Source organism: Azospirillum brasilense (assembly GCF_022023855.1).
Classification (GTDB): Bacteria; Pseudomonadota; Alphaproteobacteria; order Azospirillales; family Azospirillaceae; genus Azospirillum; species Azospirillum brasilense_F.
Map to the genome: position 1 here is coordinate 2,340,001 of NZ_CP059449.1, position 13,897 is coordinate 2,353,897.

Genomic DNA, 13,897 nt, shown 5'->3' on the forward strand with positions numbered 1-13,897 from the left:
GTCGAGGGTGAGCAGGCGGACGTTGGAATGGCGTCGCGCTTGCAGACGAGCGCAACGGGTGTGAACCATGTCGACCAGAACCACCTCGCCGAATCGCTCGGCCAGCATCGCCAGCGGAACCTCGATCAGCAAGCCGGACCCCGCCACCAGCGCCCGGCCGCCCCGCGGTGCCCGTTCGGCGGCTTCCTGGACGAAGCGGCGGCAGGCATCGACGTGGGGCGCCCAGGCCTGCCGCTGGCGCCGGTGGCGCGCGCCGAGAGCCACCGCTTCCGCCAGATAGCCGTAGCGGCGGGACAAGGGCGGGCAGGGCGTGGTCAGATACTCGAAGGCTTCTCTCAGCATGGCCGCGCCCCGCTCCGCCTGTCTTTCACCGGTCCGGTCCTTGACCCTGAGGGAACCTCTTGACCGGAACGGGTGGCAAGGTACCTATGGCGGCATGGTGGAGATCAAGCGGAAAGCGGCCCTGGTCACCGGGGCGGGAAAGCGGATCGGACGCGCCATCGCGCTCGATCTCGCGGCGCGTGGCTGGCGTGTGGGCGTGCATTTCGGGCAATCCCGCAGCGAGGCCGACGCGGTGGTGACGCAGATCGTCGGGCAGGGTGGCGTTGCCGTGGCGCTTCAGGCCGATCTGGAACGCGAGATGGACGCGCAGGCGCTGGTGCCCGAAGCCGTCGAGCGACTGGGCACGCTGTCGCTGCTGGTCAACAACGCCTCCCGCTTCGAACGGGACGAGGTGGGGGATGTGACCCGCGAGTCCTGGGACCGCCACATAGAGGCGAATCTTCGCGCTCCCTTCGTGTTGAGCCAAGCCTTCGCGGCTCAGGTGCCGGGCGACGCGGAAGGGTTGATCGTCAATATGATTGATCAGCGGGTGTGGAACCTCACCCCGCACTTCATCTCCTACACCCTGTCGAAGGCCGGCCTGTGGACGTTGACCCAGACGCTCGCCATGGCACTCGCCCCGCGCATCCGGGTCAACGCGATCGGGCCGGGCCCGACGTTGAAAAATGTCCGGCAGACGGATGAGGAGTTCGCCGCGCAGCGTGAAGCGACTCCGCTGAGGCGCGGCCCCTCGCCGGAAGAGATCTGCGCGGCTTTGCGCTTCCTCATCGACGCGCCGTCGGTCACCGGGCAAATGGTCGCGCTCGACGGTGGCGAGCATTTGGGATGGGCGCAGCCGTCCTTGGGATTCGTGCCAACGGAATAGGCGGTTCGGCAAGGAACCGACTGGCCGTTCAGCGGACAACCCCTTGGTGGGTTGGACGCCCCGGCAAGAGGACCGCGCGTTGTACACATCCGGCCTCATCGGCGCAAGGGGCTGTTTGCACGATCCGGAAAAATAGCGGCGCAGCGCCAAAGTGCCGACTTGACTCGGGGTGTCTCCAGTAAAAACAATACCTTAGGTAAAATGCCCAATTTTTATGCATAGCTTTGGAATCCCTTGGGCCACCTTGGTTCCGCTGGGGTAACCCTTGGGTTATCGACACACTTATCCACAGGAGTCGTGGATATCCCGATGGATGCCCACCGAAGAGGTGGATCGTTCGTCTTAACCATTCAGGACAGGGGGTGGTTGACCCCCTCCCCGGACCCGACGACATTCGAGACATGGCCGACACCGCAGACACCCCCACGGACCTCATCCTCCCGGAGACGGACGGCGCCGACCTTCTGGGCGCCGACGCACCGGGCGCGGATACCCAAGGCGTGGACAAGACGCCACGCCCGCGACGGCGCCCCGCCGATCTCGCCCGGGGGGCGGAGGTGATCCGCGACCACCTGAAGACCCTGCCGCAGACGCCCGGCGTCTACCGCATGCTGGCGGGCGACGGGGCCGTGCTCTATGTCGGCAAGGCCAAGAACCTGAAGCGGCGGGTGTTCAACTATACCCAGGTCAACCGCCTGCCCGTGCGGCTGCAGCGCATGGTGTCGGAAACGGAGACCATGGAGTTCGTCACGACCCACACCGAGGTCGAGGCGCTGCTCCTCGAATCGAACCTGATCAAGCGGCTGATGCCGCGCTACAACGTGCTGCTGCGGGACGACAAGACCTTCCCGCACATCATGATCACGAAGGACCACGGCTACCCGCAGCTGACCAAGCATCGGGGCGCGCGGTCGCGCGACGCCGACTATTTCGGTCCTTTCGCCTCGGCGGGGGCGGTCAACCGGACGATCACCGCGCTCCAGCGCGCCTTCCTGCTGCGCAACTGCGCTGACACGGTGTTCGCCGCGCGCACGCGGCCCTGCCTGCAGTACCAGATCAAGCGCTGCACCGCACCCTGCGTGGAGCGGGTCAGCCCGGCGGAGTATCAGGCGCAGGTCGATCAGGCGCGCGCCTTCCTGTCCGGCAAGAGCCGCGACATCCAGACGGAGTTCGTCGCGGAGATGACCAAGGCGGCGGAGAATCTCGATTACGAGACCGCCGCCCGCTACCGCGACCGTATCCGTGCGCTGACCGCGGTGCAGGCCCACCAGGACATCAACGTCGAAGGGGTGGTCGAGGACGCCGACGTGATCGCCGCCTACGCGGAGGGCGGGATGACCTGCGTGCAGGTGTTCTTCTTCCGCGGCGGGCGCAACTACGGCAACCGCGCCTATTTCCCCAGCCACGACAAGAGCGCCGAGACCCCGGAGGTGCTGGCCGCCTTCATCGCCCAGTTCTACGAGAACAAGGCGGCCCCGGGCCTCGTCCTGGTCAGTCACGACCTGCCGGAGCAGGAACTGCTGACCGAGGCCCTGGCGCTGCGTGCCGGCCACCGGGTGGAGCTGGCCGCGCCCAAGAGGGGCGACAAGCGCCGCATCGTCGAACACGCCCTGACCAACGCGCGGGAGGCCCATGGGCGGCGGCTGGCCGAAAGCTCGTCGCAGGCACGGCTGCTCGACGGGGTGGCGACGGTGTTCGGGCTGGACGGCCCGCCGCAGCGGATTGAGGTCTACGACAACTCGCATGTCCAGGGCGCCCATGCTATCGGCGCCATGATCGTCGCCGGGCCGGAGGGCTTCATCAAGAACGCCTACCGCAAGTTCAACATCAAGACCGAGGGTGCGGCCGGGGACGACTTCGCGATGATGCGCGAGGTCATGGCCCGCCGCTTCGGCCGGGCGATCAAGGAGGATCCGGAGCGGACGCAGGGCACGTGGCCTGATCTGGTGCTGATCGACGGCGGCATCGGGCAGCTCAACATGGCGCTGGGCGTGCTGGCCGATCTCGGGATCGACGACGTGACGCTGGTCGGCATCGCCAAGGGGCCGGACCGCGACGCCGGGCGTGAGCGCTTCTTCATGCCGGACCGCGCCCCGTTCCAGCTGGAAATGCGCGATCCCGTGCTCTATTTCCTGCAACGGCTGCGGGACGAGGCGCACCGCTTCGCCATCGGCACCCATCGGGCGAAGCGCACCAAGGCGTTGGGCAAATCGATGATCGACGAGATTCCCGGAATCGGACCCAGCCGGAAGAAGGCCCTGCTGCACCATTTTGGCAGCGCCGTCGCCGTTTCCCGCGCCGGTCTGGCGGATTTGGAGTCGGTCGAAGGGATCAGCAAGACAGTGGCGAAAAAGATATACGATCATTTCCATTCAGACGGTTAGAATGACGCCGCCCGCCGCGCGTTTCCCCCGATTCCAGAGTTGCGACCGATGCTGACCAGCCTGCCGAACCTGCTCACCCTGTCGCGCATCGCGGTGATCCCCGTCGTGGTCGGGTTGTTCTACGTGCCGGAGGCGTGGGCCGCCTACACGGCCTGCGCCCTGTTCGCCGCGGCCTGCATCACCGACTGGTTCGACGGCTATCTGGCCCGTGCCTGGGAGCAGGAAAGCGTCATCGGCAAGTTCCTCGATCCCATCGCGGACAAGCTGCTGGTCGCCGCGACGCTGATCATGCTGGTCGCCTTCGCCCGGCTGTCCGGGCTGTCGGTGCTGGCCGCCGTGGTCATCCTGCTGCGCGAAGTGCTGGTGTCCGGCCTGCGCGAGTATCTGGCCGGGCTGAACGTCGGGGTGCCGGTCACCTGGATGGCCAAGTGGAAGACGACGATCCAGATGGTGGCGATCGGCTTCCTGATCGTCGGCGATTACGGTCCGGTCCACATCCCGGTCACTCTGATCGGCACGCTGGGCCTGTGGGTAGCGGCGATCCTCACCTTCGTCACCGGGTGGGATTACATGCGCGCCGGGCTGAAGCACATGATGGCCCACCAGCCGGCCAAGCCCCGTAAGGGCGCCCCGGGCAACCCGGCCCGCACGCCGGGCTGAGCCGCCTTCCGGGGCCGAGTCGCTTTTTATCGCAAAGGGCTTTCCGGCTGGCGGCAGAGGGGGCCACAAATCCGGTTTGTCCGTTCGCATGCCCGTGTGTTTCTGCTATGTGACCGGGGAACGCCCGCACAGCGATGGGCGGCAAGGCGGAGGATAGGGGCTTCCATGAAGATGTTCGGCCTGACGGGGTGGAGCGGCAGCGGCAAGACGACGCTGATCGTTCGCCTGATCCCGGCGCTGATCCGGCGTGGCCTGACCGTTTCGACCATGAAGCACGCGCACAAGGGCTTCGACATCGATCACCCCGGCAAGGACAGCCACAACCATCGCGAGGCCGGCGCCACCGAGGTGCTGGTCAGTTCGCCCCGCCGCTGGGCGCTGATGCACGAGATCCGCAACGACGAGCCGGAACTGTCCCTGGCGGAACTGCTGCCGAAGCTGTCGCCGGTCGATCTGCTGCTGATCGAAGGCTTCAAGCGCGAACCGCACGAGAAGATCGAGGTGTGGCGCGCCTCGGTGGGCAAGTCGCTGATCGCGCGCGACGATCCGAGCATCGTCGCGATCGCGAGCGACGGGCCGGTGCCGGACGCCGGGGTGCCTGTCTTCGACCTGAACGACGAGGAGGCCATCGCGTCCTTCATCATTGAGCGTTGCGCGCTGGACCGGTGCAAGGCAACGGGACAGGCTGTCTGAGACGGCGGTGTGCAGGGTGGAGTAGGCAATGGCTCAGCTTAGCGACGATTGCTTCGCCTTCGGCGGCGAGATGATGGCGGTGGACCGAGCGCTGGAGCTTCTCTCCGGCCGCCTCCACCCCGTCACCGCGACCCGCCGGATCGGTCTTGCCGACGCGCTGGGCCATGTGTTGGCCGAGGATGTCGTCGCTCCGTTCAACGTGCCGCCGCACGACAATTCGGCGGTGGACGGCTACGCGGTCTTCTTCGACGACCTGACGCCCGACGCGGCCACGCGGCTGCCGGTCACGGCGCGTGTCGCCGCGGGCCACGCGCTGGACCGTCCGGGACGGCGCGGCGAGGCGGTGCGCATCTTCACCGGCGCCCCGATGCCCGAGGGATTCGACACGGTGCTGATGCAGGAGGACTGCAAGGCGGAGGAGAGCACCGTCGCCATTCCCCCCGGCATCCGCCGCGGCGCCAACCGCCGCCGCGCCGGGGAGGACATGGCGCAGGGGAGCACCGTCCTGACCGCCGGACGCCGGCTGCGGGCGGAGGACATCGGTCTGCTCGCCTCGCTGGGGCGGCGGGAGGCGACGGTGCGCACGGCCCTGCGCGTCGCCGTCTTCTCCACCGGGGACGAGGTGCGGGAGCCGGGCGTGCCGCTGGAGCCGGGCTGCATCTACGACGCCAACCGCTTCGCCCTGATCGCCGCGCTGCGCCAGCTCGGTTGCCGCGTGACCGACCTCGGCATCCTGCTCGACCGGCTCGACGCCGTTCGCGGCGCTTTGGCCGAAGCCGCGGAGACGCACGACGTCCTCATCACATCCGGTGGCATGTCCACGGGGGAGGAGGACCACGTCAAGGCGGCGGTGGAGACTCTGGGCGGCCTGCATTTCTGGCGGCTGGCGATCAAGCCGGGGCGCCCGGTGGCTTTGGGGACAGCCAAGGGCGCCGTCTTCGTCGGCTTGCCGGGCAACCCGGTAGCGGTCATGGTCACCTTCCTGCGCATCGCCCGCCCGATCCTGCTCCGGCTGATGGGGGCGGCCGACGAGGCGCCCGCCTTGTTCCCGCTGCGAGCGGGCTTTACCTACAAGAAAAAGGCAGGGCGGCGCGAGTATGTGCGGGCCACGCTCGCCCGCGCCGCCGACGGGGTTTTGACCGCGGTCAAGCACCCGCGCGACGGGGCGGGCATCCTGTCGTCGATGGTCGAGTCCGACGGGCTCGTCGAACTGCCGGAAGAGATCACCCGCGTCGAACCGGGGATGATCGTGGATTTCCTGCCTTTCAGTGAGGTTCGGTGATGAAGATCCTCTATTTCGCCTGGCTGCGCACCAAGATCGGCGTGGCGACCGAGACGGTGGACCTGCCGGCGGAGGTCCGGGACGTCGGCGCCCTGGTGGAGTGGCTGAAGACCCGCAGCCCGAAGCACGCCGACGCGCTCGCCAACAGCACGGTGGTCAAGGTCGCAGTGAACCAGGAGCATGTGCCCTACGACTATCCGGTCGGCCCCGGCGACGAGGTGGCCCTGTTCCCGCCGGTGACCGGCGGCTGAGGAAGGAAACGTTGCCGTGACGGTGAAGGTGCAGAGCGAGGATTTCGACGTCGGGGCGGAACTGGCCGCGATGACCGGCGGCAAGACGGGCATCGGCGGGGTGACCCTGTTCGTCGGGCTGGTGCGCGACATGGCCGGCGGCGAGTCCGTCAGCGCCATGACGCTGGAGCATTATCCCGGCATGACCGAGCGGCAGTTGGAGGCGATCGAGGCGGAAGCGCGGGAGCGCTGGCCGCTGGACGACGCGCGGATCATCCATCGCTACGGGCGGCTGGAGCCGGGTGACCGGATCGTGCTGGTCGCCACCGCCAGCGCCCACCGCGAAGCGGCCTTCGAAAGCTGCCATTTCCTGATCGACTGGCTGAAGACCAAGGCGCCCTTCTGGAAGATGGAGGCCACCCCGGAGGGCGAGCGCTGGGTGGAGGCCAAGGAGTCCGACGACACGGCGGCGGCCCGCTGGACGAAACCGGCGTGAGGTGAGAGGCAGCGCACAGACGGCGTCCTCCTCACGGTGTTTGGATCCGCTCCCGCGCAAGGCTGTGCGCGCATGCGGAGTGTCCGATCATGCGAACCCGGTTCCTGCTCGCCGGACTGGCGGCCCTGTCGCTGGGCGCGTTCCTGTCGTGCCCCGTCCAAGGGAAGGAGCGGCAAACGGCGGAGCGGGTTCTGACCGACCCGGTCAGCGGCTGCCGCGTCCGCGACCCTGATCCGAGCCGGGGGAGGTCCGTCCGCTGGAGCGGCGCCTGCCGCAACGGTTTCGCTCACGGTGCCGGTGTTCTTGAAACGTTCGATGATACTGAGCCGGCGGACTGGACCGAGGCGGTCTTCGTCGATGGCCGGGCCGAGGGGCCGGGACGCAGCGGGCGCGCGGATGGGACGATCTTCCAGGGCCGTTTCCAGCATGGCCTCGCCACCGGCCCGGGGACGCTGACCCTACCGGACGGTCACCGCTACGTCGGCGGATTCGCGTTCGGGCGCCCGACCGGGCAGGGGGAGTTCATCGCCTCCATGGGGTTGCGCTACCGTGCGCGGGTCGATCGGGATGGGCGGGTGTGGCCCGGCGCGCTTCTCGGCTCGAAGCCAGCCGAGCCCATCCAGTCCGCCGAGCGGCCGGAAGCGCGGGGCAAGGCGGCGCCGGGCAGCCTGGAGGAGTGGCTGCGCACGCCGCCTTGGGACTACCGCGATCCGGTGCCGAACGATGCGAACCGGCGTTGACCAGCTTTGCACAGGCGGCGTTTGCCAGACACGCCGCGCCGTGGTGACATCCTGGACCCCTTCGGAAGACGGCGATGAACTGGCAGACCCTCGGATTCTTCTTCGCGACGGCCTTCGTGCTGTCGATGACTCCCGGCCCCAACATGCTGCTGGCGATGAGCCTCGGCTTGCGCTACGGCGTCCGCCGCGCGGCCTGGGGCGGGCTGGGCATGTGCGTGGCGCTGACGACGATGGCCACCCTGTCGGTGCTGGGCCTCGGAGCCCTGCTGGCGGCGTCGGAACCGGCCTTCCAGGCGGTGAAGTGGGCGGGCGTGGCCTATCTGACCTGGCTCGGCATCGCCGCGTGGCGGGCGCCGGTGCCGGACGGCTCGCCGCGCGTCAGCGGCGCCGCGGCGGCGGAGGAAGCCCCGGCCCATCGCCTGTTCCTGCGCGGGCTGCTGGTTGCCTTCAGCAACCCTAAGGCTCTGGTTTTCATGGCCGCCCTGTTCCCGCAGTTCATCGATCCGACGACCCCGCTGATGCCACAGTTGGTGGCGCTGGTGGCGATCATGGTAGTGATCGAGTTCGGTTGGATCATGGCCTACGCCACCGGGGGCAACAGCATCGGCGCCCGCCTGACCAGCGGATCCGCGGCCCGCACCCTCAACCGCCTGACCGGCGGTCTGATGATCGGCGCCGGCGGGCTGCTGGCACTCGCCCGCCGGCTGTGATCGCCCACCGTCTGTGATTGCTCAATCCATCCGGCGGAGGGTCGTCTCCAAACGGCCCTTGCCAGAGCGGTCCAGCCAAGTGGCGGACAGGCGCCCGTCTGTCCGGACGCTGTAGCGCAACACGTTGCGCCCCTTTTCATCGAACACCAACTCGTCGTTCTCGATGCGGCCCTTGCGCTGGGCGCGCTCCATCGGCTGGTCGGCTTCCATGCCCGGCCCCAGCACATAGTCGGCGTAGACGGCGTCGCCTTCAACCCGGTCCACCGCCAGCGCGATCTCCCGCCCGTTGATGTAGGCGCCGTACCAGACGCCGAGGAAGGAGCGGGCCCCGGTGCCCGCCGGGGAGGAGGTGCCGCTGCCGGTGCGCGGCTCCGGCGCTGCGGCCCGCATCAGCTCCGCGCTCGGTGTGCGGCCCCAGGATTCGTCACAGGACGGGTCGCCCCGGCGCGGCGCCGCCTCGGCGAAGCGCAGGATGCAGGACCCGAACCGCCGGACGAACATGCCGGTCGTCGCAGCGCCGTGGCCAGTCAGCAGGGCCGGCTGATCCACGACGATGTGGTCCAGCCCGCGCGAGGACAGGATGCTGCGCGCCGACTCTCCGCGTCCGCCGGGGTCGAAATCGTCACCGTGGAAGAAGAACAGCATCACCCGCGCATTGTGGATGTCGCGCAGGATCGGCCAGAGCTGCGCGGCGTTGTCGCGGAAGCTGTCGTAGGAGTCGGAGAAGTTTCCAAAGGCCGCGGGGGCAGTGCCAACGACGGCATCCACCCTGTCGCTCTGCCCGGCGGCCATCAGCGAGAGGAAGGCGCCGAAGGATTGGCCGGTCAGCACGACCTTGCGGTAGCCACGGTCCTTCAGCTGGTCGGCATAGCCCGCCAGCGCGCGGGAGCTGTTCGGCAGGGTATCGCTGACCCGCATGCGGTCCAGACGGAACACGTCCCACCCGGCGTCCCGCATGGTCTTCATGTAGAGCGGGGTAGGGGCGTTCGAATCCTCCACCTCCACGGACCGGCCATGGCTCCACACCACCGCGCCGCGGGCCATCGTCGGGCCGAGCAGGGTGCCGTCGCCATAGGCCGGGTTCAGGTGAATCTGGGCCGCCGCCGTCTGCGCCGTACCGAGCATTGCCAACGCCACCACCAATCCGAGCAGCGCCTGTCCGACTGTCCGCCTCATCCTTCCACGCTCCTGTCTGCGGGCGTGGAAAGGGTCTCGGAATATGGTTAACCCGACCTTTCCATCGGACCGGGCCGGCTTTTGTCACGGAGCGTTGTCACAGCCTCATCGGTGCGGGTGCCCTGCGTCAGAAGGTCCATCAATTGCAAATGCGAATGACTCGCAAATCAGGCGTGGATCGTCTAAGGTCGGTTCCGTCACTTCAGTCGGGAGGGGTCAACATGTGCGATTCGGTGGGCGAGGGGCGGCTGTCCCCCTGGACGGTGTCCGATCTGACGACGGCGGAACGCGCGCTGTTGACCGGTTTCCGGCAGTGGTTCCGTCACGGCACCGCCGGCGCGATGGCCGCCATGCGGGCCAGTTTCGGCGTGGCCGGCGTGCCGTCGTCGGCTCTGCTGCCGTTGTTCGCCTTGCTGGGCACCTTTGCCGTGACCAACGCCGGGCGGCCGGCCTTCCGCTGCCCGACCTGCTCGCGGGTCGGAATGGACGAGATGGCGGTGCTGGACGCGCTGGCCGCCATGCAGGCCGGAGAAAGCGACGTGACGACCCAGGTGTTCGACCGCTGGCTTCCCCTGGTCGCCCTGACCATGGCCACCGATTCCGCACGGGAACTGGCGGACATTCTGGACGGCGCGCGCATCCGTCTGCCGCGGCGCCGTCCGGCCCGGCTCATAGCGCTGGCGGCGGAATGACCGGCGCGAAGCCGGCTCCGGTCTGCCAGACCACCTGCCGGAACAGCGGCTTGCGCATGATCCATTGATCGATGGGCACCTGGACCAGTTCGCCGGCCGGGGTGCGGTAGGAATAGCGCCCCCGTTCGGTGCCCCGCAGCTCGTAGCCCAGCCGCTCATAGAAGGCGAGGACTCCGGCGTTGTCCCTGTCCACACCCAGTTCCGATTCCGAATAGCCGTGGTCGAGCGCGGCGCCCTCGGCGGCGGTCATCAGCCGCGTGGCGATGCCCCGGTTGCGGAAGGGTTGGAACACCCGCAACGCCCACAGTGTGGCGCGGCGCAGATGTCGCTTGCGCTGGAAGTCGATGCAGATCTGACCGGCGGGAAAGCCGTTGACCTCCGCCACCAAAAGAGCACCGCTTCCACGCTCCTGAGCCCGGAAGGCCGTGGCCAGGATTTCCCGGTGGGGCGTGTGCAGACCGAACCATTCGAGATCCGGCAAGTCGGTCCGGCAGGCCGGGCGAATTGTGACGGGCAGGCTGATCACATCCTGCGACGCGGTGGCGGCGTCCATTCCTCCTCCGGACTTCGAAGCATCTGACGGAGTGAACGGACCGACGCGGCGCGGCGTTCCCCGCGACCAATGAAAGTCTTACCGGGCAAGGACAGCCCGCCAACCGCACCAGAAAGAGATAAGTTTAGAGAATTTGTTTATAAAATCATCCAAGAATCAAGGATTGAACAACCCAGAGGATATGACGAACAGCCTGATTGACCATCTGCGTGGAGTCTTGATAAGTCTCTAAACGAATTGGAGCGGAGAGACGGCCGTTCGGTGATAGGGCGCGACTCACGAGCCACGTGAGAGCACCAGGAGACAGGGAGGACCGCGCAATGATCAAGATTGTCAATCTGGGGCGCACCGGCCTTTACGTGGTGATGCAGAATGGCGCTTTGACCACGATCGGTGGCCGCAGCCATTGGCGTTCGCTCGATGATATCCGTTCAGCGGCCAACGCAGCAAAGATCAAGGTCAGCGATACGGTTCTCCGCACCGTTCTCTGACGTCAACGCGCGGTTGGCCTGCACGAGGACAGCCTGCATGAAGGCAGGGCGGTCGGCTCGATGAGCCGGCGGCACCGGATGGCGCCGCCGGCCACAGGCCGTTGCAACAATCAGCCAGCCCGGACCCGTGCCAGGAAACGGTCGACTTCGGCTCTCAGATTGTTCGATTGAATGGACAGTTCGTTCGTCGCCGACAGGACGCTGCGCGCTTCCGAGCCGGTGTCCGACGCCGAGGAATTGACGCGCACGATGGTTTCGCTGACCTCGCGGGTGCCGATCGACGCCTGCTGGACGTTGCGGGCGATCTCGGTGGTAGCAGCGCCCTGTTCTTCCATGGCCGACGCGATGGAGGTCGAGATGTCGTTGATCCGCGCGATGGTCGTGGAGATCGAGCGGATGGCGAGCACCGCGTCCTGGGTCGCCCCCTGAACCGCGCCGATCTGGGAGTTGATCTCCTCCGTCGCCTTGGCGGTCTGGTTGGCGAGGCTCTTCACCTCCGACGCGACAACCGCAAAGCCTTTGCCGGCCTCACCGGCGCGGGCCGCCTCGATGGTGGCGTTCAGCGCGAGGAGGTTGGTCTGGCTCGCGATGTCGTGGATCAGCTTCACCACCTGGCCGATGCGGCTGGCGGCGTCGGCCAGACCCTGCACGGTGGTGTTGGTGCGCTCCGCCTGCGACATGGCCTCGCCGGCGATGGCCGCCGACTGGGTCACCTGATGGCTGATCTCGCCGATGGAGGCGGTCAGCTCCTCCGCCGCCGCGGCAACCGTCTGAATGTTGACGGAGGCCTCCTCCGCGGCTGCGGCCACCTGGGTGGACTGCGCGCTGGTCTCCTCGGCGGTGCGGCTCATGTTCTGGGCGGTTCCCTGGAGCTGCTGCGCGGCGGAGGCCACGGCCTGGACCACGCTCTTCACTTCGAGTTCGAAGGAGTCGGCGGTGGTTCCCAGCTCGCGTGAAATGATCGCGGCGGTGTTCAGATCGACATAGACGGAGGTCGCCAGATCCATGTCCAGGAAGACCGCCTTGTTGATCGCCTGCATCAGCTGGACGATCTTTTCCGGCTTCTTGCGGTAGACTTGATAGGCGAGGTCGATCAGTTTGTTCAGCGTGAAGCAGTAGGCGCCCGTGTACCAGCGCGGCTCCAAACCGATGCGCTGGTGGGCCTGCCCGATCTTCAGCACCTGCGCCATGTAGGCGTCGTCGAAGGTGCCGGTGAAGACGTTCTTCAGCCAATGCTGCTTCTGCATGTCGCGTGCCCGGCTGACCACCGTGGGATTGGCGAGCAGCACCGCGACCTGCGGGACCGAGCGCAGGTAGCCGTAGAATTCCTCGAGGATCTGATCGATGCGTTGGGCGAGGTGGGGTTGAAATTCCCGAAGGACGGCCTTCGTGGGTTCGTCGATTCGCAAGAAGGAGATTCGGTCGAGGATGGATTGTGTCTGGGCAGAATGCGACATGGATCGACTTCCCCGCGAAAATAGGACCGCCTCAGATTAGTGCAATTTGTTTTTAATGCAAAGTAACTAACCTGCGCGCGCACTATGGAGGGTTACGTTCGGTGTGGAAACCGGCAGAGTTGTCGCAGGCCCAACAAATCACCAGGCTTTAACGAAATAGAAAACCGGCGGAGCCGTTTGGCATCCGCCGGTATGTTGCAAGCTGTCGTGAAAATATTGGTTCGTCTACATCAGGCCGCCATATGGGCCGGGGCGCGGCGCAGAGCCTGGGCGGCGCTGAGGACGGCCTTCTGCAGTTTTTCGAAGGCCCGGACCTCGATCTGGCGAACCCGCTCACGCGACACGCAGAACTGCTGGCTCAACGACTCCAGGGTGGACGGGTCCTCCTTCAGGCGCCGCTCGAACAGGATGCGGCGTTCACGGTCGTCCAGACGCTCCAGTGCCTGTCCAACCAGCCGGCGGCGCAGCGCCAGCTCGTCGGCCTCGGCGATCACGCTTTCCTGGGTCGGACGGTCGTCGGCCAGAAGCTCCAGCCAATTGGTTTCGCCATCGCTGGAAAGGGCGGCGTCGAGCGAACTGTCGTTGGACGACAGACGGCGGTTCATCTCGATCACCTCCTGGTCCGGCACATCCAGCTCGGTCGCGATGGCGGTGACCGTGGAGGGGGACAGGTCGCCCTGTTCCAGCTCCTGCATCTGGCTCTTCAGGCGGCGCAGGTTGAAGAACAGCTTCTTCTGCGCGGCGGTCGTGCCCATCTTCACCAGGGACCAGCTGTGCAGGATGTATTCCTGTATGGCCGCGCGGATCCACCAAGTGGCGTAAGTCGCGAAACGGAAACCGCGTCCCGGATCGAATTTCTGAGCGGCCTGCATCAGGCCCACATTGCCTTCGGCGACGAGGTCGACCAGCGGCAGCCCGTAGCCGCCGAAGCCGCGGGCGATCTTGATGACCAGCCGCAGGTGGCTGCCCACCAGACGCTCCAGCGCATGGCCGTTCCCGCGGTCGCGCCAAGCGACGGCCAGCTCGCGCTCTTCGTCGGGGGCCAGGATGGGGAACCGCTTCGACTCCTCGACATAACGGGTCAGGCTGGCGTTTTCACCAGTCAGGAGTTTCTTGAGCACACCGG

General features: G+C 67.1%; 16 protein-coding genes (1 of these 16 cut by a window edge). 11 read left to right on the top strand and 5 right to left on the bottom strand.

Annotated elements, in window-relative coordinates; translation table 11 throughout:
* On the bottom strand, positions 1-342 hold the beginning of the coding sequence (locus H1Q64_RS11065; protein WP_237903532.1) for a hypothetical protein. 459 nt of this gene lie to the left of the window's left edge; the window shows 342 of its 801 coding nt (coding positions 1-342); its start codon is at positions 340-342; its stop codon lies beyond the left edge, outside the window.
* A gap of 94 nt (positions 343-436) precedes the next feature.
* Between H1Q64_RS11065 and H1Q64_RS11070 the strand changes: the two genes are divergently transcribed.
* The 9 genes from H1Q64_RS11070 to H1Q64_RS11110 all read left to right on the top strand — a co-directional run bounded on the left by H1Q64_RS11070 (position 437) and on the right by H1Q64_RS11110 (position 8,402).
* Positions 437-1,207, top strand: coding sequence for an SDR family oxidoreductase (locus H1Q64_RS11070; protein ID WP_237903533.1), 771 nt, complete (start codon positions 437-439; stop codon positions 1,205-1,207).
* Positions 1,208-1,608: 401 nt separating this feature from the next.
* Positions 1,609-3,591 (top strand): excinuclease ABC subunit UvrC, encoded by a 1,983-nt coding sequence (gene uvrC, locus H1Q64_RS11075; RefSeq protein WP_237903534.1) that lies wholly within the window; start codon positions 1,609-1,611, stop codon positions 3,589-3,591.
* A gap of 48 nt (positions 3,592-3,639) precedes the next feature.
* The gene (gene pgsA / locus H1Q64_RS11080) at positions 3,640-4,251 is read left to right on the top strand and encodes a CDP-diacylglycerol--glycerol-3-phosphate 3-phosphatidyltransferase (RefSeq protein ID WP_109071245.1); all 612 of its coding nucleotides are present in this window, start codon (positions 3,640-3,642) and stop codon (positions 4,249-4,251) included.
* A 165-nt stretch (positions 4,252-4,416) separates the two neighbouring features.
* A complete protein-coding gene (mobB, locus tag H1Q64_RS11085) occupies positions 4,417-4,944 on the top strand; it encodes a molybdopterin-guanine dinucleotide biosynthesis protein B (protein WP_094302047.1) in 528 nt (175 codons plus the stop codon).
* Positions 4,945-4,972: 28 nt separating this feature from the next.
* Positions 4,973-6,226 (top strand): gephyrin-like molybdotransferase Glp, encoded by a 1,254-nt coding sequence (glp, locus tag H1Q64_RS11090; RefSeq protein ID WP_237903535.1) that lies wholly within the window; start codon positions 4,973-4,975, stop codon positions 6,224-6,226.
* Positions 6,226-6,477 (top strand): molybdopterin converting factor subunit 1, encoded by a 252-nt coding sequence (moaD, locus tag H1Q64_RS11095; RefSeq protein ID WP_237903536.1) that lies wholly within the window; start codon positions 6,226-6,228, stop codon positions 6,475-6,477. The genes glp and moaD overlap by 1 nt, the downstream gene beginning before the upstream one ends.
* Before the next feature lie 16 nt (positions 6,478-6,493).
* The gene (gene moaE, locus H1Q64_RS11100; protein ID WP_237903537.1) at positions 6,494-6,952 is read left to right on the top strand and encodes a molybdopterin synthase catalytic subunit MoaE; all 459 of its coding nucleotides are present in this window, start codon (positions 6,494-6,496) and stop codon (positions 6,950-6,952) included.
* Between the two features lie 89 nt (positions 6,953-7,041).
* Positions 7,042-7,692, top strand: a complete 651-nt coding sequence (locus tag H1Q64_RS11105; RefSeq protein ID WP_237903538.1) for a hypothetical protein — start codon at positions 7,042-7,044, stop codon at positions 7,690-7,692.
* A 74-nt stretch (positions 7,693-7,766) separates the two neighbouring features.
* The gene (locus tag H1Q64_RS11110; RefSeq protein ID WP_237903539.1) at positions 7,767-8,402 is read left to right on the top strand and encodes a LysE family translocator; all 636 of its coding nucleotides are present in this window, start codon (positions 7,767-7,769) and stop codon (positions 8,400-8,402) included.
* 21 nt (positions 8,403-8,423) lie between these two features.
* On the opposite strand, the gene H1Q64_RS11115 is transcribed toward H1Q64_RS11110, so the two are convergent.
* Complete coding sequence (locus H1Q64_RS11115) at positions 8,424-9,578, bottom strand: alpha/beta hydrolase (protein WP_237903540.1); 1,155 nt, start codon at positions 9,576-9,578, stop codon at positions 8,424-8,426.
* A 221-nt stretch (positions 9,579-9,799) separates the two neighbouring features.
* On the opposite strand from H1Q64_RS11115, the gene H1Q64_RS11120 reads away from it, so the two are divergent.
* Positions 9,800-10,270 (top strand): hypothetical protein, encoded by a 471-nt coding sequence (locus H1Q64_RS11120; RefSeq protein ID WP_237903541.1) that lies wholly within the window; start codon positions 9,800-9,802, stop codon positions 10,268-10,270.
* Here H1Q64_RS11120 and H1Q64_RS11125 read toward each other — a convergent pair.
* Positions 10,248-10,823, bottom strand: coding sequence for a GNAT family N-acetyltransferase (locus H1Q64_RS11125; protein WP_237903542.1), 576 nt, complete (start codon positions 10,821-10,823; stop codon positions 10,248-10,250). The two genes, H1Q64_RS11120 and H1Q64_RS11125, sit on opposite strands and share 23 nt — an antisense overlap.
* Positions 10,824-11,143: 320 nt before the next feature.
* Between H1Q64_RS11125 and H1Q64_RS11130 the strand changes: the two genes are divergently transcribed.
* Entirely contained in the window at positions 11,144-11,314 is a 171-nt protein-coding gene (locus H1Q64_RS11130) for a hypothetical protein (RefSeq protein WP_237903543.1), read from the top strand.
* 110 nt (positions 11,315-11,424) lie between these two features.
* On the opposite strand, the gene H1Q64_RS11135 is transcribed toward H1Q64_RS11130, so the two are convergent.
* Positions 11,425-12,771 (bottom strand): globin-coupled sensor protein, encoded by a 1,347-nt coding sequence (locus tag H1Q64_RS11135; RefSeq protein WP_237903544.1) that lies wholly within the window; start codon positions 12,769-12,771, stop codon positions 11,425-11,427.
* A gap of 230 nt (positions 12,772-13,001) precedes the next feature.
* Positions 13,002-13,892 (bottom strand): RNA polymerase sigma factor RpoH, encoded by an 891-nt coding sequence (gene rpoH, locus H1Q64_RS11140; protein WP_237903545.1) that lies wholly within the window; start codon positions 13,890-13,892, stop codon positions 13,002-13,004.
* Between the last annotated feature and the right edge of the window lie 5 nt (positions 13,893-13,897).